The organism is Achromobacter seleniivolatilans, from assembly GCF_030864005.1.
Lineage (GTDB): Bacteria > Pseudomonadota > Gammaproteobacteria > Burkholderiales > Burkholderiaceae_B > Achromobacter > Achromobacter seleniivolatilans.
Genome location: NZ_CP132976.1, coordinates 3184629 through 3202141, shown reverse-complemented (window position 1 = coordinate 3202141; position 17513 = coordinate 3184629). Strand labels below are relative to the sequence as shown.

At 61.3% G+C, this 17513-nt stretch carries 17 protein-coding genes; 14 read left to right on the top strand and 3 right to left on the bottom strand.

Annotated features, from left to right (window positions below; genetic code table 11):
• Positions 1–154 precede the first annotated feature (154 nt).
• The 11 genes from RAS12_RS14445 (at position 155) to RAS12_RS14395 (ending at position 12118) form a co-directional block, all read left to right on the top strand.
• On the top strand, positions 155–1981 hold the full coding sequence (locus RAS12_RS14445; RefSeq protein ID WP_306951054.1) for an acyl-CoA dehydrogenase: 1827 nt from the start codon (positions 155–157) through the stop codon (positions 1979–1981).
• Between the two features lie 151 nt (positions 1982–2132).
• Positions 2133–2774, top strand: a complete 642-nt coding sequence (locus RAS12_RS14440; RefSeq protein ID WP_306951052.1) for a peroxiredoxin — start codon at positions 2133–2135, stop codon at positions 2772–2774.
• A 211-nt stretch (positions 2775–2985) separates the two neighbouring features.
• Entirely contained in the window at positions 2986–4014 is a 1029-nt protein-coding gene (locus RAS12_RS14435) for a sulfate ABC transporter substrate-binding protein (RefSeq protein ID WP_306951050.1), read from the top strand.
• A gap of 24 nt (positions 4015–4038) precedes the next feature.
• Complete coding sequence (cysT, locus tag RAS12_RS14430) at positions 4039–4929, top strand: sulfate ABC transporter permease subunit CysT (RefSeq protein WP_306951048.1); 891 nt, start codon at positions 4039–4041, stop codon at positions 4927–4929.
• Positions 4926–5828 (top strand): sulfate ABC transporter permease subunit CysW, encoded by a 903-nt coding sequence (gene cysW, locus RAS12_RS14425; protein WP_306951047.1) that lies wholly within the window; start codon positions 4926–4928, stop codon positions 5826–5828. Before cysT ends, cysW begins: the two co-directional genes overlap by 4 nt.
• A gap of 26 nt (positions 5829–5854) precedes the next feature.
• A complete protein-coding gene (locus tag RAS12_RS14420) occupies positions 5855–6919 on the top strand; it encodes a sulfate/molybdate ABC transporter ATP-binding protein (protein WP_306951045.1) in 1065 nt (354 codons plus the stop codon).
• Positions 6916–7656: a phosphoadenylyl-sulfate reductase gene (locus RAS12_RS14415; RefSeq protein ID WP_306951043.1), complete on the top strand. Its 741-nt coding sequence runs from the start codon at positions 6916–6918 to the stop codon at positions 7654–7656. The genes RAS12_RS14420 and RAS12_RS14415 overlap by 4 nt, the downstream gene beginning before the upstream one ends.
• A gap of 40 nt (positions 7657–7696) precedes the next feature.
• Positions 7697–8605 (top strand): sulfate adenylyltransferase subunit CysD, encoded by a 909-nt coding sequence (gene cysD, locus RAS12_RS14410; protein WP_306951041.1) that lies wholly within the window; start codon positions 7697–7699, stop codon positions 8603–8605.
• 41 nt (positions 8606–8646) lie between these two features.
• Positions 8647–9945, top strand: coding sequence for a sulfate adenylyltransferase subunit 1 (locus RAS12_RS14405; protein ID WP_306951039.1), 1299 nt, complete (start codon positions 8647–8649; stop codon positions 9943–9945).
• A 224-nt stretch (positions 9946–10169) separates the two neighbouring features.
• The gene (locus tag RAS12_RS14400; protein WP_306951038.1) at positions 10170–11534 is read left to right on the top strand and encodes a PA0069 family radical SAM protein; all 1365 of its coding nucleotides are present in this window, start codon (positions 10170–10172) and stop codon (positions 11532–11534) included.
• A gap of 104 nt (positions 11535–11638) precedes the next feature.
• Entirely contained in the window at positions 11639–12118 is a 480-nt protein-coding gene (locus tag RAS12_RS14395) for a hypothetical protein (protein WP_306951037.1), read from the top strand.
• Between the two features lie 32 nt (positions 12119–12150).
• Here RAS12_RS14395 and RAS12_RS14390 read toward each other — a convergent pair whose 3' ends face one another.
• Complete coding sequence (locus RAS12_RS14390; RefSeq protein ID WP_306951036.1) at positions 12151–13023, bottom strand: EamA family transporter; 873 nt, start codon at positions 13021–13023, stop codon at positions 12151–12153.
• Positions 13024–13353: 330 nt separating this feature from the next.
• Here RAS12_RS14390 and rplS point away from each other — a divergent pair, with 330 nt between their 5' ends.
• Entirely contained in the window at positions 13354–13734 is a 381-nt protein-coding gene (gene rplS, locus RAS12_RS14385; protein WP_057284957.1) for a 50S ribosomal protein L19, read from the top strand.
• A 123-nt stretch (positions 13735–13857) separates the two neighbouring features.
• Positions 13858–14589: a CoA pyrophosphatase gene (locus RAS12_RS14380; RefSeq protein WP_306951031.1), complete on the top strand. Its 732-nt coding sequence runs from the start codon at positions 13858–13860 to the stop codon at positions 14587–14589.
• A gap of 72 nt (positions 14590–14661) precedes the next feature.
• Here the strand turns inward: RAS12_RS14380 and rsgA are convergent, their stop codons facing one another.
• Both rsgA and RAS12_RS14370 read right to left on the bottom strand, forming a co-directional pair.
• A complete protein-coding gene (gene rsgA, locus RAS12_RS14375) occupies positions 14662–15612 on the bottom strand; it encodes a ribosome small subunit-dependent GTPase A (RefSeq protein WP_306951029.1) in 951 nt (316 codons plus the stop codon).
• On the bottom strand, positions 15609–16859 hold the full coding sequence (locus RAS12_RS14370) for a M48 family metallopeptidase (RefSeq protein WP_306951027.1): 1251 nt from the start codon (positions 16857–16859) through the stop codon (positions 15609–15611). The genes rsgA and RAS12_RS14370 overlap by 4 nt, the downstream gene beginning before the upstream one ends.
• Positions 16860–16920: 61 nt before the next feature.
• On the opposite strand from RAS12_RS14370, the gene orn reads away from it, so the two are divergent.
• Positions 16921–17466, top strand: coding sequence for an oligoribonuclease (gene orn, locus RAS12_RS14365; RefSeq protein WP_306951026.1), 546 nt, complete (start codon positions 16921–16923; stop codon positions 17464–17466).
• Positions 17467–17513 lie beyond the last annotated feature (47 nt).

The following is a 17513-nucleotide window of genomic DNA, read 5'->3' as shown; positions in this document are numbered from 1 at the left end:
GGCAGCGCGCCGCCTGCAAGCCATGCGGCGCTTGTTCAAACGCCGCATGGCCCCTTCTGGCTGCCGTCTTGAAACACGTTCGCCCGCCCGTGGCGCGACTAGGGTTTAAGATTGGCCAAAGAACGCCTAGATACCGCCAATTGTTGGAGACACAATGCCCTATGTAACCCCGTTGCAGGATTTCCGTTTCGCCTTGAAAGAGCTTGCGGGGCTGGACGATATCCTGAAACTGCCCGGCTTCGAAGAGGTGACGCCCGATCTGGTGGACGCCATCCTGGAAGAGAACGGCCGCTTCGTCGAGCAGGCGGTGGCGCCGTTGAATGTACCGGGCGATACGCACCCTCCGGTGTGGAACGACGGACAGGTGACGACAACGCCAGGTTTCGCGCAGGGTTTCAAAGACTACGCTGCGGGCGGCTGGCAGGGTTTGCAGCATCCGCAGACCTGGGGCGGACAGGGCTTGCCCAAACTGGTGGCGGCGGCCCCTGGCGAGAACATCCAGGCGGCCAGTCTGGCGTTTTCCTTGTGTCCCATGTTGACTGATGGTGTGATCGAAGCGGTGCTGACCGTGGGATCGGACGCGCAACGCAAGAAATACGTGCCCAACCTGATCAGCGGTAAATGGACAGGCACGATGAACCTGACCGAGCCCCAGGCCGGTTCAGACCTGGCGCAAGTCGCAACGCGCGCCGTGCGCCAGGACGATGGCAGCTTCCGGCTGTCCGGGCAAAAAATCTTCATTACCTACGGCGAGCACGATCTGGCCGAGAACATTATTCATCTGGTGTTGGCCCGAGCGCCTGATGCGCCAGCGGGCGTAAAAGGCATTTCGCTCTTTATCGTGCCCAAGTTCCTGGTTGAAGCCGATGGCTCCCTGGGCAAGCGCAACGATGTCTGGTGTGCATCGCTGGAACACAAGCTGGGCATACACGGCAGCCCCACGGCAGTGCTGCTGTACGGTTCGGGCAAGGGCGAGGTCGGTGAAGGCGCCGTTGGCTACCTGGTCGGGGAGCTGAATCGCGGCCTGGAATACATGTTCATCATGATGAATGCGGCCCGCTACTCGGTGGGCCAGCAAGGCATTGGCGTGTCTGAACGCGCCTACCAGCACGCCCTGGCGTATGCGCGTGACCGGGTTCAGGGCCGTGCGGTGGAGGGGTCCGCAGGGCCGGTGGCCATTGTGCGCCACCCCGACGTGCAGCGCATGTTGTTGACCATGAAGGCGTTGACCGAAGCCGCGCGGGCGGTGTCGTATGTGACAGCCGCCGCGCACGACAAGGGTACGCATCATCCAGACCCCGAACAGCGTTCGCGCAATCGGGCGTTCTACGAATACATGGTGCCCATCGTCAAGGGTTACTCCACCGAGATCGCGGTGGAGGTAGCGTCTCTGGGTATTCAGGTGCATGGTGGAATGGGCTTTATCGAAGAAACGGGCGCGGCTCAGTTCTACCGCGATGCCCGCATTCTGCCGATCTACGAAGGGACGACCGCCATTCAGGCTAATGACCTGGTCAGCCGCAAGACGCAGCGGGACGGCGGGGCCACGGCCTATGCCTCGATTGCCGCCATGCGCGAGACGCTGCGTGCAGTCGAAGCCGAATCCACCCGCGCCGCAGCACCCGAGCGCGACGCCTTGCGCTTGCTGCGCGACAACCTGGACGGCGCCATTCAGGCGTACGAAGCGGGCGTGGGTTTTATTCTGGAGCAGTCGGCGGCCAACATCCGGGCGGTTTACTCCAGCAGCGTTCCTTACCTGATGCTGGCCGGGGTTGTGCATGGCGGCTGGCAGATGGCGCGAGCCGTGCTGGTGTGCCGCAAGCACCTGGCGGCGGGTTCGACGGACCCGTTCCATCAGTCGAAGATGGCCACCGGATTGTTCTACGCCGCCCATATCCTGCCGCGCGCGCTGGCGCTGTCCGCTGCGGTGCGCGCAGGCGTAGTCGCCGAGGCCTGCGGGGCAGCTTCGAATATTGCATAAGGTTATATAACTTGCGTATTTCCTCGTCTAAAGGTTTGATGGAAGAATCGTTTCACCGGCAGTAATCTGCACTATGAAACGCTTTCCTGCGCTGCTTGCCATGACGGCCGGCAGCCAGCCTTTTCCACTGAATCCGCATACAGGAGACACCATGGCTCATCTACGTCTGGGCGACACCGCCCCTGATTTCGAACAGGAATCTTCGGCTGGCCCTATCCGCTTCCACGAGTATCTGGGCAACAGCTGGGGAGTGCTCTTTTCGCATCCGGCCGACTTCACGCCCGTCTGCACTACCGAGCTGGGCTACACCGCCAAGCTCGCTGACGAATTTGCCAAGCGCAACGTGAAGGTGCTGGCGCTGTCGGTCGATGGCACCGATTCCCACTCCAAGTGGATCGAAGACATCAACGACACGCAGTCCACCAAGGTCAACTTTCCGATCCTGGCCGACAAGGACCGCAAGGTTTCCGAGCTCTACGACATGATTCACCCGAATGCCAACGCCACCCTGACGGTGCGCTCGGTATTCATCGTGGACCCGAACAAGAAAGTCCGTCTGATCATCACGTATCCGGCCAGCACGGGCCGCAACTTCAACGAAATTCTGCGCGTCATCGACTCCCTGCAATTGACTGACAGCCACAGCGTGGCGACTCCGGTCAATTGGGAAGATGGCGATGATGTGATCATCGTTCCGTCCCTGCAAGACGAAGCCCTGATCAAGCAGAAATTCCCGAAGGGCTACAAGGCCGTGCGTCCCTACCTGCGTATTACGCCGCAACCGAATAAGTAAATTCGAAAAACGGGGATAGCTCCCCGTCGTGCCGGCGGTATTTCCGCCTTGCCAGCCGCCGCTTTCCCATAGGGGAATGCGGCGGTTTTTCGTTGTTGGGACGCCTGTCCTATATGCCTGAGAGCGATGAGCAATCAAAAAATGATTCGTTCCGTTCAGAATGCCTAGCCAGCACACTTGCTTCCACATTGCCAAACAACAGGGAGCAGGGATGTCTTTCAGGAAAAACGGTTGGTGGGCCGCTCTGGCGGCCGTGACAGTTTCGCTGGCGGCAATCGCCCCGGCTCACGCTCAGCAAAAGCAGACCCTGCTGAACGTGTCGTACGACCCGACGCGTGAACTGTATCGCGCCATCGATGACGCCTTCATCAAGCAATACAAGGAAAAGGCGAATGTCGATCTGACGATCCGCCAATCGCACGGCGGTTCCGGCCGCCAGGCGCGTTCGGTCATCGATGGGCTGGAAGCCGATGTGGTCACGCTGGCGCTGGCCTATGACATCGACGCTGTGGCTGACCGAGGCCTGCTCCCCGAAAACTGGCAGACCCGCCTGCCGCAGAACAGCTCGCCCTATACCTCCACCATTGTGTTCCTGGTGCGCAAGGGCAATCCCAAGCAGATCAAAGACTGGGACGACCTGATCAAAGACGGCGTGCAGATCATCACCCCGAACCCGAAGACCTCGGGCGGCGCGCGCTGGAACTACCTGGCCGCCTGGGCCTATGCGCTGGAGAAAAACGGCGGCAGCGAAGAGAAGGCCCGCGCCTTTGTCGGCGACCTGCTCAAGCATGTGCCGGTGCTGGATACCGGCGCACGCGGCGCCACCACCACGTTTGTTGAACGCGGCGTAGGCGACGTCCTGCTGGCCTGGGAAAACGAGGCATTCCTGGCGCAAGAAGAGCTGGGTCCGGACAAGTTCGACATCGTGGTCCCGTCGTTGTCCATCCTGGCTGAACCCCCCGTTGCCGTGGTCGATAAGGTCGTAGACAAGAAGGGGACTCGCGCTGCGGCGCAAGCCTATCTGGAATTCCTTTACACGCCGGCGGCCCAGGAAATCATCGCGAAGAACTACTACCGGCCCATCGACAAGACGGTGGCCGCCAAGTACGAAAGCAAATTCCCCAAGGTCAAGCTTGTCACCATCGACGACAAGATCTTCGGCGGCTGGCGCAAGGCGCAGAAAGATCACTTCAGTGATGGCGGCACCTTCGACCAGATCTATCAGCCGCAGAAGAAGTAATCAGACAACGATCGGACGACGGCCATGACTACTGCCTCCAATCCGACGGCAAACGGCGCGCAAGCGCCTTTTGCCGTTCGGCGCAACAGCCCGGGCGTGCTGCCCGGATTTGGCATCTCCATGGGCTACGCAGTGCTGTACCTGAGCGTGCTCGTGTTGATTCCGCTGGCTGCTTTGCCCATCAAAAGCGCAGAGCTGGGATGGCAAGGTTTCTGGGACGCGGTCACCGCGCCCCGGGTACTGGCGTCTTACCAGCTGACCTTTGGCGCATCGTTGATCGCAGCGCTGGTAAACCTGGTGTTCGGGTCTATCGTCGCCTGGGTGCTGGTGCGCTACCGCTTTCCCGGAAAGAAGATTCTGGACGCGCTGGTGGACTTGCCTTTCGCGCTGCCGACAGCGGTGGCAGGTATTGCGCTGACCGCGCTTTATTCGCAAAAGGGCTGGCTGGGCGCGCCGCTTTCCGAATGGTTTGGTTTGAAGGTGGCGTTCACCCCGCTGGGCATTGTGATTGCGCTGATCTTTATCGGCGTGCCCTTTGTGGTGCGGACCGTGCAGCCCGTGCTGGAAGACGTGGAACGCGAGATCGAGGAAGCCGCAGCCAGCCTGGGCGCCGACCGCTGGCAGACCATACGCCGGGTGTTGCTGCCGACCATCCTGCCCGCGTTGATGACCGGTTTCGCGCTGGCATTCGCGCGTGCCATCGGTGAATACGGATCGGTGGTGTTTATCGCCGGCAACATGCCTATGGTGTCGGAGATCACGCCGCTGCTGATCATTTCCAAGCTGGAGCAGTTTGATTACGCCGGCGCCGCCGCTATCGCGACCGTGATGCTGGTGCTGTCGTTTGTCATGCTGCTTGTCATCAATCTGTTGCAAGGCTGGCAGGCGCGCCGCAACTCGGGGAGGCTCGCATGAGCGCATCGGATCGTCCGGCCCATCTTACCGAGCCGCGCTGGGTGCGCGGCGTACTGCTGTTTATCGCGCTGGCATTCCTGGCGCTGTTCCTGTTGATTCCGCTGGCGGCGGTATTCGCCGAGGCGTTCAAAAAGGGATGGGAAGTGTATGTGGCCGCCATCGTCGAACCGGATGCGATGTCGGCTATCCGGCTGACGCTGCTGGTGGCCGCGATCGCGCTGCCGGTGAATCTGGTATTTGGCGTTGCCGCAGCGTGGGCCATCACCAAATTCCAATTCCGCGGCAAACAGTTCTTGATCACGTTGATCGACTTGCCATTTTCCGTGTCGCCCGTTGTGGCAGGCCTGGTGTTCATCCTGCTGTTTGGTACGCAGGGATGGATGGGCGGTTGGCTGCAAGATCACGATTGGAAGATCGTCTACGCGGTGCCCGGGATCATTCTGGCGACGCTTTTCGTGACCTTTCCCTTCGTGGCGCGCGAGCTGATTCCGCTGATGCAGGCGCAAGGCAGTGAAGAAGAGCAGGCGGCGCTGACACTAGGCGCCAATGGGTGGCAGATCTTCTGGCGTGTGACGCTGCCCAATATCAAGTGGGGCTTGCTGTATGGCGCCATCCTGAGCAATGCGCGCGCCATGGGCGAGTTCGGCGCGGTGTCGGTGGTGTCGGGCCAGGTCCGGGGCTTAACCAACACGATGACCCTGCACGTGGAAATTCTCTACAACGAATATCAGTATTCCGCGGCGTTCGCCGTTGCGTCGCTATTGGCCTTGCTGGCCCTGGTGACTTTGGTGGCGAAGAACGTGGTCGAGTGGCGCAATGCGCGCATGCTGCGGGCCTCTGATCTGCCAGTCGAATATCCCGGTCCGGCAGTCGTGACCATCAAACCGGCTGTCGCTTGACGCGGCCGGTTCAGACGGAGACAAGCATGAGTATCGAAGTTCGCAATCTATCCAAGCAGTTCGGCCAGTTCCGCGCGCTGAACGACGTGTCGCTGCATATCGAAACGGGCGAGCTGGTGGCGCTGTTGGGGCCTTCCGGCTGCGGCAAGACCACGCTGCTGCGCATTATTGCCGGGCTGGAATCGGCCGATACCGGCAGCGTGCTGTTCGGCGGCGAGGACGCGACCGCCGTGGATGTACGGCAGCGCCAGGTCGGTTTCGTGTTCCAGCACTACGCGCTGTTCAAGCACATGACGGTATTTGAGAACGTGGCCTTCGGCTTGCGCGTCAAGCACCGTTCGCAGCGTCCGTCCGAAGATCAGATCCAGCGCAAGGTGCACGATCTGTTGAGTCTGGTGCAACTGGACTGGCTGGCAGACCGCTATCCGGCTCAGCTGTCCGGCGGGCAGCGTCAGCGTATTGCCCTGGCGCGCGCATTGGCCGTGGAACCCCGCGTGCTGTTGCTGGACGAGCCGTTCGGTGCGCTGGATGCCAAGGTGCGCAAAGAACTGCGCCGCTGGCTGCGCCGGCTGCATGATGAATTGAATGTGGCCAGTGTGTTCGTGACGCACGATCAGGAAGAAGCGCTGGAAGTGTCGGATCGCGTGGTTCTGATGAATGCCGGTCAGATCGAGCAGGTAGGCACGCCGCGTGAAGTGTGGGAAGGCCCCGCCACGCCGTTTGTCTATGGCTTCCTGGGGGATGTGAATCAGCTTCAAGGCGTGGCGACGCGCGGCATCTGGGAAGGGGCCGGCCTGTCTCTGCCGGCGCCGGACCTGGCCCAGGCGGATGCCCAGCACGCCACTGCTTATGTGCGTCCGCACGAATTCGATATTGAGCGCTACCGGGCGGGCGGAGAGGGGATTCCTGTGCGTTTGGCGCATGCCTATCTGGCTGGCCCCAGCGCGTATCTGGAACTGTCTCGTCAGGATTCCGACGCCATCATTGAAGCCGAAGTGCCCGAGTATCTGTATCGGGAGTTGAACCTGCGCGATGGCGAAACGCTGTTGGCCCGGCCCCGCCGCGCGCGCATCTTCGCGGTGCAATCATGACGGCGGCGGTGTCATCTGAGTTGAATGCAGCCTTGGCCTTGCGCTGGCGCGAGCTGACAGCCCGCCTGGCCGAGATTCAGCGCCGCTATCCCGATGCTGCGCTGGCCTCGTCCTTGGCCGCCGAAGACATGGTCTTGACCCATGCCATCTATGACTCGGGTCTGGATCTGGAAGTGTTTTCGCTGGATACGGGCCGGCTGCATGCCGAGACGCTGGGTGTGTTGGATGCGGTAAGCGCTCGCTATGGACGTGATGTCACGATCTACCACCCGGACGCCGGTGCAGTTGAACGGCACGTAGCCGAGCATGGCGCCTTCGCGTTCTACGAAAGCGTAGACCTGCGCAAAGCCTGTTGCCAGATCCGCAAAGTCGAGCCGCTAAAACGTGCCTTGTCCGGCCGCGGCGCGTGGATCACCGGACAGCGGCGCGCGCAGTCCACCACGCGTGGCGAATTGCCGCTGGAAGAGCAGGACTCGACCTTTGGCCTATACAAATTCAATCCGCTGGCCGAATGGAGCGAAGACGACGTCTGGGCCGCGATTCGCGCGCTGGGCATTCCTTACAACCCGCTGCATGACCAGGGCTACCCGTCCATCGGGTGCGAACCCTGTACGCGCGCAATCCGGCCAGGAGAAGACCTGCGGGCGGGACGCTGGTGGTGGGAGTCGTCTGATTCCAAGGAATGCGGACTGCATGCGGGCAACCGGGTCATCAGTGTAGTGACGCGCGGCGGCTGACGCCGGCGACGAATTCGAAATCTGTTTTAAGGGAATAACTATGTCTGCTGTGATCCAACGCAGCCACTTGGATTGGCTGGAGTCCGAAGCGATATTCATCATGCGCGAAGTCGCCGCGGAAAGTGAAAAGCCTGTGCTGCTGTTTTCCGGCGGAAAAGATTCGGTCGTGTTGTTGCGTCTGGCTGAAAAGGCCTTCCGGCCGGGACGGTTTCCGTTTCCGCTGATGCATATCGACACCGGCCACAATTTCGACGAGGTGATCGCGTTTCGCGACCGCCGCGCGGCAGAGCTGGGCGAGACGCTGATCGTCCGCAGTGTCGAAGACTCGATCAAACGCGGTTCCGTGGTGCTGCGTCGCGAGACCGATTCGCGTAATGCGGCTCAGGCCGTGACGCTGCTGGAAGCCATCGAGGAATTCGGTTTTGACGCCTGCATTGGCGGCGCCCGGCGCGACGAAGAGAAAGCGCGCGCGAAGGAACGCATTTTTTCCTTTCGCGACGAATTCGGCCAGTGGGACCCCAAGGCGCAGCGCCCGGAGTTGTGGAGCCTGTTCAACACCCGCGTGCATCGCGGCGAGAACATGCGCGTCTTTCCGATTTCCAACTGGACCGAACTGGACGTCTGGCAGTACATCCAGCGTGAGCAGCTGGCGCTGCCGTCCATCTATTACAGCCACGAGCGCGAAGTGGTGCGGCGCAAGGGCTTGCTGGTTCCGGTCACGCGCCTGACGCCGCCGCAAGATGGCGAGCAGGTGGAACGTCTGCCGGTGCGTTTTCGCACCGTGGGCGATATCTCGTGCACGTGCCCCGTGGCGTCCGACGCGGCCGATACCTACGCCATCATCGCCGAGACGGCGGTAACCGATATCACCGAGCGCGGCGCCACGCGCATGGACGACCAGACTTCCGAGGCCTCGATGGAGCGCCGCAAGAAAGAAGGCTATTTCTGAATGCACGATACGCTGGCCACGGCCAGCGGCAGGGGACGCACATGAATGCAGTGAACGATTCTTTTCTTTCCGGCGCCGGTACCGGCTTGCTGCGCCTGATCACAGCGGGTTCCGTTGATGACGGCAAATCCACGCTGATCGGGCGCTTGCTTTACGACAGCAAGGGCGTGTTTGCGGATCAGCTGGATGCAATCTCGCGCGCCAAGCACAAGCGCGTGGCGGGCGACGGCATTGACTTTGCGCTGCTGACCGACGGGTTGGAAGCCGAGCGGGAGCAGGGCATTACGATCGATGTGGCGTATCGCTACTTCTCGACGCCTGCCCGCAAATTCATCATCGCCGACGCACCGGGCCACGAGCAGTACACGCGCAACATGGTCACGGGCGCATCGACGGCGGATGTCGCGGTGATCCTGATCGACGCTACGCGCGCGGCCGACGGCAAGCTGCTGGCGCAAACCAAGCGGCACAGCACCATCGCGCGTCTGCTCGGTATTCGCCATATCGTGGTGGCCGTCAACAAGATGGATCTGGTGGATTGGGACCGCGCGGTGTTCGAGCGCATCCGCGAAGCCTACGCGGACTTGGCCGGCAAACTGGGCATCGAGCATTTCGATGCGCTGCCGCTGTCCGCATTGAATGGCGACAACGTGGTCACGCTGTCGCCCAAGACGCCGTGGTACGAAGGACAGCCTTTGCTGGCACTGCTCGAATCGCTGGACCTGGCAAGCGACGGACGCGCATTGCCGCTGCGTTTTCCGGTGCAGTGGGTGGCGCGTCATGATGGCGATCGCAAAGAAGATTTTCGAGGGTATGCCGGACGTGTGGCCAGCGGCGTGCTGCGGCCGGGGGACGAAGTCACCGTGCAGCCGTCGGGTGTGCCGGCGGTGGTGCGCGAAGTGCGCTCGTTTGACCGCGTGCTGGATGAAGCGGTGGCGGGCGATTCAATCACGCTGGTGTTGGATCGCGATGTGGACGTGTCGCGCGGTGATGTGATCGTGCATACCGAAGCGCCTGCGCAAGTGACGCGTGAGTTCGAAGCGGAGCTGTGCTGGTTGGATACGCAAGCGTTGAATCCTGCGCGCAAATATTTGTTGAAGGCCGGCACGCGCCTGACCTCCGCGAAGATCCGCACGGTGCTCACGCATCGCGACATCCATGAATTGCAAGAGGTGGAGAACACGGAAGGCACGTTGCGCATGAACGATATCGGACGCGTAACGTTGACGACACGCGAGGCCTTGGCGGTCGATCGATACACCGATGTGCCTGCCACTGGCTCATTCATTTTGATCGATGAAGTCACGCATCAGACGGCTGCGGCGGGCATGTTGCGTTAAGCCACGGCCGCATCACGAAGGGGCCGGAAAACAACGGGTTTCCGGCCCCTTTTTTCTCTGTTGTTTTTCTTCCAAATCCAATACTGGCGCGGCTCTCCAGTCGATATCACCTGGTGAAAACGATTTGTTCAGACGGGGCTCGCGTCTTGCGGTAAAGTGGGGCTGTCTTACGAAAAGGCTTTTGGTGCTTGTCAAAACCACTGTGTTTTTGTACAGTAGTTTTTATGGCACGCACCGATCATTCTTTTCCCGCCGGTTCTGGGTCCCCGGCTGCCGCCCCCGCCGCCTTGCGCGGTCGGGGTGCGGTTACTAATGTTCGGCATCGCTTTGAACGCGATGCTCGCGAACAGATCGATGACGGCTGGTCAGCTTCAGGTCTACCAGCAGATTTTGTCGAATCTGTCCCCAATAGTTCGAAAATCATTCCAATCCTGCCGGATTCTCGGGTAGCGCCTGCCGCACCCAAGACTACCGTCACGGCGGAAGAAGCGCGCAAGATGTTGTCGCGCAACGATTCACCCGATATTCCCTTCGATGTGGCAGTCAACCCTTACCGGGGTTGCGAACACGGCTGCGTCTATTGCTATGCCCGTCCCACGCATTCGTATCTGGGGCTGTCTCCCGGGCTGGACTTCGAAACCCGGCTGGTGGCCAAGGCGAACGCCGTACAAGCGCTGCGGGCCGAACTCAGCCGCCCGGGGTATAAGCCGTCGCCCATCAATATCGGTTCCGCCACAGACGCCTATCAGCCTATTGAGCGCGATTGGCGGCTGACGCGCGGCATGTTGGAACTGATGCTGGAAACCCGGCATCCGCTCACCATCGTCACCAAGAACGCGCTGGTCGCCCGAGATCTGGACTTGCTGGCGGCGTTGGCTGAACAAAAGCTGGTCGTGGTCTACATGAGCATCACCACGCTGGACGCCGGCATGGCGCGCACGATGGAACCGCGCGCTTCAGCCCCCTGGCGCCGTCTGGAAGCCGTGCGCAGCCTGACCGATGCGGGTGTGCCGGTGGGAGTGCTGGTGGCCCCGGTCATCCCGTTCATCAACGATGAATCCATGGAACATATCCTCCAGGAGTCCAAGGCGGCAGGCGCGCATTACGCCAGCTACACCGTCGTGCGCCTTCCCTGGGAGGTCAAAACCCTGTTCGAAGATTGGCTGAACGCCCATTTTCCGGACCGCGCCCAGCGCGTGCTCCACCGTATTGAAGACCTGCGCAATGGCCGCCGCAACGACCCTGATTTCGGCACTCGCATGCGCGGCACTGGCATCTGGGCCGACTTGCTGCGTCAGCGCTTCGGCGTGGCTACGCGCAAGCTGGGGCTGAACCGCCACCGGCTGGCGCTGGACTGCGACCATTTCCAGCCGCCCCGGGCGCCCAATGCCACGCAGTCGCTTTTCGTTGAACGGGCCGCCGGCTTGTCCGATGCGCCTGATTCCCCCGCTTTCCCATCCTCGGTTGGCGCGAAAGCGTCTTCTGGGGTCCCTCTTTCCGATGGTTTGCCCGCAGTCAGCGGCGCCTATGGCCGCGGTGCGCGGCAGTTGCGCGCACTGGCAGCAGGACAGTTGTCTTTGTTTGATTGACCCATGGCTCAAGCTGGGCGCGGTCCTTGCCGCGCCAACTGATGCTGCGGGTACATGCCAAGACGCGTTGTCACGGCATGGGATCATCTATCCAAGGAGTTCTTATGAACACCGCTGATTTTTCCGTTTTGTCGGATGACCTGGTCGTTTCGCTGAATCCGCTGCGCCGCAGCGCCCATCGTGCTCGGGCGGTCTGCACCAAATTGGTGGGGCTGGCCATGCCTTGGAACAGTTCAACGGCCAATGTGCAGCAGCGTCCACGTGTACGCGCTGTTACGGGCCCGGCAAGGTGGCCGTTCCCGCCTGTGCCGGTAGAAGAGGGCACGCTGACCGGCCAAACGGGCATTGTTCCCGTAGCCGTGCCTGCTCCTACTCTGGCTCCCTCAGCCGTTCCGCAGTTGGCGCCCAGCGCCCCGATCGCCGCTGCGCCCGCCTGGAGCGAGCGCAGTTTGGGGAACGCCACGGTGGAACCGGTTTCGGCTCAGGTCAGCATGAAGTCCATGGTGATTGATGTGGTGATGGTGTTGTCCTGGGGCGCCATCATTCCCGCGCTGATGTGGCTGGGTGCAGCTGCCGGCTTTTAAGCGGGCAGTTCTCGGCCCCTCCGTTGCGCGGTTTAGCTGGAGCCCAACAGTATTACGCCCGCCAAGATCGACAGGCAGCCGGCCAGACGGCCCGGACCCACTTTTTCACGCAGCAGAAACATGCCGGCCAAGGTGCCCAGCATCATAGACATCTCGCGTGCTGGGGCCACCAGACTCAGCGGCGCTCCATTGCGCAAGGCATATAGCACCAAGATGTAGCCCAGCGGCGATAGCAGCCCGACGGCCAGCGCCAGATGCCAATGCCCCCGCATGGCCTCCCACGCCTGAGCGCGGCGCTTGAGCATGTGCGGGGTCATCATGGTGGTACGGGTCACGCAAGTGAACCAGTCGAACAGCACCGGGCTGATCAGCAGCACCTTGACGCCATAGGCATCCACGACCGTATAGGCGGCAATAAACAGGCCAATCACCATGCCCCACCGCACGCCTATCCAGGCTTGGGGGTTCTTGAAGATAGCGAGCCGCCCCTGGGTGGCGATCAGCAACACGCCGACCACCACGCACAGCATGCCGATGATTCCGGTGCTGGTGGCAGGTTCGCCCAACAACAGAAAGGCGCCGGTTGTGGATAGCAGGGGGCCGGTGCCCCGCGCGATGGGGTAGACCACCGACAGGTCCGCGACCTGATACCCGCGTTGCAGGCATAAGCTGTAGCCCAGATGCAACAGGCTGGAAGTCAGAATCGCCCCTGCCACTGGCCACGTCCACGTCATGCCGTCGTGCAGCAGCACCCAGATTACCCAGGGCGCATAGAGCACCGAGGCGCACAGGCCGTAGGCAAATACAAAGGGAGCGCCCACCATGGCCGCGCGTTTGGCAAGCAGATTCCACGTGGCGTGGGCCATCGCCGCCAGGACGACCAATATCAGGGACGTATACGACATGAGGGAACAGCGTCGTCAGATGACGTGTTTGTTACAAGGGAGGCTAGCGTACAGCAAAGCCGTTGGAAGAGCGCCATTTTACCTGAGGGGTTGGCCAATTTTTGGTGTAGAATCATTGGTTTGCCAAATCTCATCCTCTGCTTGCGGTACGAGCATCGCTTACCAATCCACCGGGTTGCGCGGGCATGCACATGCAGATTGAAGCGGGCGCATCTGATCTTGGTGGTGTTTCTACCCCATGAACCAGAAGTGATTTCGTCTGAAGCTACATGAACAACATCGAACGGCAAAAGTTTTAGTCCGCAAAGACACGATGATCTAGGAAATCTAATGAACCTTATCGCTATCCTGGAACAGGAAGAAATTGCCCGTCTGACCGGCGGCCAAGCCAAGCCTGAATTTGCTCCTGGTGACACCGTCATCGTGAGCGTGAACGTCGTTGAAGGCACCCGCAAGCGCGTGCAGGCTTTCGAAGGCGTTGTTATCGCCAAGCGCAACCGCGGCCTGAACTCCGCGTTCACCGTGCGCAAGATTTCGTCGGGTGAAGCCGTGGAACGTACGTTCCAGCTGTACTCGCCGCAAATCGCCGGCATCGAAGTTAAGCGCCGCGGCGACGTGCGCCGCGCCAAGCTGTACTACCTGCGCTTCCGCTCGGGCAAGTCGGCACGTATCAAGGAAAAGCTGGTCAGCAAGCAAGCCTCGGCGGCTTGATCGCTTATCGGCACACGGCCCTACCAGTGTCGGACGTCCGCGCCATCAAGCGTTTTCGTCCGGCACAGGTTTCCGGGTTAAAAAGGCACCTGCGAGGGTGCCTTTTTCTTTTTGCAAAGCCGAATGTCTGATTCCTCGTATTCCGCGCGGCCCCGACGGCCGCTCGCTCGCCCCGGCTTTGATCCGGCGACGCAACCGTGGGTGGTCGCCAACGAATCTTTGCCGGCCGTGCCCGCCACATTGTTGACCCCGGATTCCCTGCGGGGCACGCTCAGCCAGCCGTCCACCTGGACGCTGGAGCTTTCTCGCGACAACGATCTGCGCTATCCCGGGCGAGAAGGCACGCCTGTGCCGGCCGCAGTGCTGATTCCGCTGGTGGCCCGTGATAACGGCGTGCACATCATGCTGACTCAGCGCGCTGCCCATCTGCACGACCACGCGGGTCAGATCAGCTTTCCGGGCGGGCGCATCGAAACCAGCGATTCAACGCCGGTGGCTGCCGCCTTGCGAGAAGCCGAGGAAGAAACGGGGCTGCCATCCAATCATGTGGAAGTGCTGGGAAGCATGCCGCCATACCTGACGGCGACGGGTTTTTCGATCATTCCCGTGGTGTCATTGGTGCGGCCGGGTTTTGATCTGGCGCCCGACGCATTTGAAGTGGCGGAAGTATTTGAAGTGCCGCTGTCTTTTTTGATGGATCCAGCCAACCATCGCCTGTATGAAGCGCGGCTGGATGATGGCCGCGTACGCAACTACTACGGCATGCCCTATGGCAATCACTTCATCTGGGGCGCTACGGCCGGCATGCTGCGCAATCTGTACCATCTATTGCGCAACGGGTTGCAGCCGCGCTGAAGGCAAAACCCATAAGCACTATCCAAAAAAAACGGCCCATCAGGGCCGTTTTGCATGAAGGTTCAACAGGGCTCAATAGCGCTGTTGACCCGCCAGATTCTCGTCCAGAATGCGTTCGTACAAGGCGTAGCGGAACGGATCGATCTTGCCGTCTTTCAGCGCCGCCAACACCCCGCAGCCCGGTTCTTGCCGGTGCGTGCAGTTGTAGAAGCGGCATTGTTCGATGGGCTGCGTGAATTCCGGGAAGCCCCGGATGATGTCTTCGCGCGTCAGATGCTGCAAACCAAAGGCCTGGAATCCGGGGGAGTCGATTAGATCGCCGCCCGGGCCAGGCAGGTGGTAAAGCTTGGTGCTGGTGGTGGTGTGCTTGCCCATGTCCAGCGCGGTGGAATGCTCGCGGGTAGGGGCGGCCGCGCCAGGCACCAGTACATTGAGCAGCGTCGATTTGCCCATGCCGCTTTGGCCCAGCAGCAGGTTGGTGCGTCCGGCTAGTCTTGGCGCGAGCAAGGTGTGGACCTTTTCGGGCTCCAGAGCGCTGAGTTCGATAACGGGCACACCCAAAGCGGCGATGGGCGCCAGGCGCGCGCGCGCCGCTGGCAACTCGTCTGCCAGATCGGTCTTGTTCAGCACAATCAGCGGCGAAATGCCCGCGCTCCAGGCGCCCGCCAGCGCGCGGCCGGTCAGGTCGTCTGAGAAGGTCGGCCGCACGGCGATCACGATGAGCAACTGATCTACGTTGGAGGCGAACTGCTTGGAGCGCATTTCGTCCGAGCGGAACAGCAGGTTGCGCCGCGGCAGAATGGTGTCGAGCGCGCCTTCGTCTTTGCCTTGGGGCGTAATGTGCACATAATCGCCCACGGCCGCGCCGGCCTTCTTGCCGCGCGGGAAGCACTTACGCACGGTGCCATCCGCAAACTCCACGGTGTAGTGACGGCCATGGGCGGCAATGATGCGGCCTTCAAGCGGCGCGTCGGCAGGCAACGCGCCCGGAGCGGTTTTTTTGGGGGTGCGCGGCACGCTCATGCGGCGGGCGCCATCAGGTGGCGGATGCGCACGGCGGCGGGGGGATGGCTATCGTAGAAGGCGGAATGCACAGGGTCGGGAGTCAGCGTTGCGGCGTTGTCGTCATAGAGTTTGACCAGGGCGGAAACCAGGCGGTCGGGCGAACTCTGCTCGGCCGCATAGCGGTCCGCTTCGAATTCGTCGCGGCGCGAGTACCAACTGGCCAACGGCGTAAAGATGAAGGTGAATACGGGGATGACCAGGAAGAACAGCAGCAATGCCATGGCGTCGTTGCGTCCGCCCAATTGCGGCATGACGCCCAGTCCCACATAGAACCACGGCTGTTGGGCGATCCAGCCCAGGATGGCGAAGAATACCAGCGCAGCGGCAAAACTGAAGACAATGCGCTTGATGATGTGGCGCTTGGCGAAATGCCCCAATTCGTGCGCCAGCACGGCTTCGATCTCGTCGCCGTTCAGGCGGGCAAGCAAGGTGTCAAAAAACACAATGCGGCGCGACCGGCCAAAACCCGTGAAATACGCATTGCCATGGGCAGAGCGGCGCGAGCCGTCCATCACGAACAGGCCATTGAGCGCAAAACCGCAGCGTTGGGCCAGGCGCTGGATGCGTCCGGCGAGTTCGGGGTCGGACAGCGGCGTGAACTTGTTGAAGAGCGGGGCGATGAACATCGGGTAGATGATCAGCAGCGCCAGGTTGAATACGGTCCATAGCGCCCAGGCCCAAACCCACCAGTACACGCCAGCGCTACCCATCAGCCACAGCACGGCGGCGGCAAGAGGCAGGCCCAGTACGGCAGCCACCAGCAGGCCCTTGACCGCATCAGCGATGAAGAGCTCGGGCGTCATCCGATTGAACCCGAAGCGCGCCTCCAGCTTGAATTGCCGCCACAGCGTGAAGGGCAGCCCCAGCACGCCAAGAAGCAAGGCGACCGTCACCAGCAACAGCATCTGCCGCAGAAAATCGTTGCTGGTAAGCTGGCCTACCATCAAGTCTATGTATTGCAGCCCGCCCATCAGGGTCAGGCACACCAGCAGGATCGCGTCGTAGGTGCGCTCCAGCATGCCAAGCTTGACGCGCGCTACGGTGTAGTCTGCCGCGCGCTGATGGCTTGCCAGCCCGATACGGTGCGAGAATTCGGGTGGCACCTCGCCACGATTGCGCGCAACATGGCGAATCTGGCGCGAAGCCAGCCACAGGCGTACAGCAACGTCAGTCAGCAGGAAAGCAACGAACAGCAGTGTGAACATGGGCGAAGCAGTTTGCTCAAGTAGGGATGTGCGAAAATCGCGTGTTTTATAGGCAAATTATATGGCTGTGAACGAAAACCGCTTGGTCTGGCTCGACATGGAAATGACCGGGCTCGACCCTGAGAAAGAGCGCATCATCGAGGTCGCCGTCGTGGTGACCGAACCCGACCTGACGGTTGTGGCCGAAGGCCCCGTGCTGGTGGTTCACCAGTCCGACAGCTTGCTCGACGCCATGGACAGCTGGAACAAATCCACCCACGGCAAGAGCGGCCTGATCGACAAGGTCAAGGCATCGACGGTGTCCGAGGCGCAGGCAGAGGATACGCTGTTGGCGTTTCTTGCGCAGCATGTGCCGGCAGGCAAATCGCCCTTGTGCGGCAACACCATCAGCCAAGACCGCCGGTTCATGTTTGCTTACATGCCGCGGTTGGAACAGTTCTTCCATTACCGCAACCTGGATGTCAGCACGCTGAAGGAATTGGCGCGCCGCTGGGCGCCGGCCGTGTACAAGGGCTTTGAAAAGAAGAGCCGTCACGAAGCGCTGGCCGACATCTACGAATCGATCGACGAACTCAAGTATTACCGCGAACACTTCCTGAAAGTGTAAACAGGCGGGCGGTGCAGCGGCGTAAACTGGGCGGACCCATCCTCGGG

Coding starts and splice junctions, on each gene's coding strand:
- cysT (WP_306951048.1), top strand. CDS start 4,039: ATGACTACTGCCTCCAATCCGACGGCAAACGGCGCGCAAGCGCCTTTT.
- RAS12_RS14445 (WP_306951054.1), top strand. CDS start 155: ATGCCCTATGTAACCCCGTTGCAGGATTTCCGTTTCGCCTTGAAAGAG.
- RAS12_RS14435 (WP_306951050.1), top strand. CDS start 2,986: ATGTCTTTCAGGAAAAACGGTTGGTGGGCCGCTCTGGCGGCCGTGACA.
- RAS12_RS14380 (WP_306951031.1), top strand. CDS start 13,858: ATGTCTGATTCCTCGTATTCCGCGCGGCCCCGACGGCCGCTCGCTCGC.
- RAS12_RS14405 (WP_306951039.1), top strand. CDS start 8,647: ATGAATGCAGTGAACGATTCTTTTCTTTCCGGCGCCGGTACCGGCTTG.
- RAS12_RS14390 (WP_306951036.1), bottom strand. CDS start 13,023: ATGTCGTATACGTCCCTGATATTGGTCGTCCTGGCGGCGATGGCCCAC.
- rsgA (WP_306951029.1), bottom strand. CDS start 15,612: ATGAGCGTGCCGCGCACCCCCAAAAAAACCGCTCCGGGCGCGTTGCCT.
- cysW (WP_306951047.1), top strand. CDS start 4,926: ATGAGCGCATCGGATCGTCCGGCCCATCTTACCGAGCCGCGCTGGGTG.
- cysD (WP_306951041.1), top strand. CDS start 7,697: ATGTCTGCTGTGATCCAACGCAGCCACTTGGATTGGCTGGAGTCCGAA.
- RAS12_RS14440 (WP_306951052.1), top strand. CDS start 2,133: ATGGCTCATCTACGTCTGGGCGACACCGCCCCTGATTTCGAACAGGAA.
- RAS12_RS14420 (WP_306951045.1), top strand. CDS start 5,855: ATGAGTATCGAAGTTCGCAATCTATCCAAGCAGTTCGGCCAGTTCCGC.
- RAS12_RS14370 (WP_306951027.1), bottom strand. CDS start 16,859: ATGTTCACACTGCTGTTCGTTGCTTTCCTGCTGACTGACGTTGCTGTA.
- orn (WP_306951026.1), top strand. CDS start 16,921: ATGGCTGTGAACGAAAACCGCTTGGTCTGGCTCGACATGGAAATGACC.
- RAS12_RS14415 (WP_306951043.1), top strand. CDS start 6,916: ATGACGGCGGCGGTGTCATCTGAGTTGAATGCAGCCTTGGCCTTGCGC.
- RAS12_RS14395 (WP_306951037.1), top strand. CDS start 11,639: ATGAACACCGCTGATTTTTCCGTTTTGTCGGATGACCTGGTCGTTTCG.
- rplS (WP_057284957.1), top strand. CDS start 13,354: ATGAACCTTATCGCTATCCTGGAACAGGAAGAAATTGCCCGTCTGACC.
- RAS12_RS14400 (WP_306951038.1), top strand. CDS start 10,170: ATGGCACGCACCGATCATTCTTTTCCCGCCGGTTCTGGGTCCCCGGCT.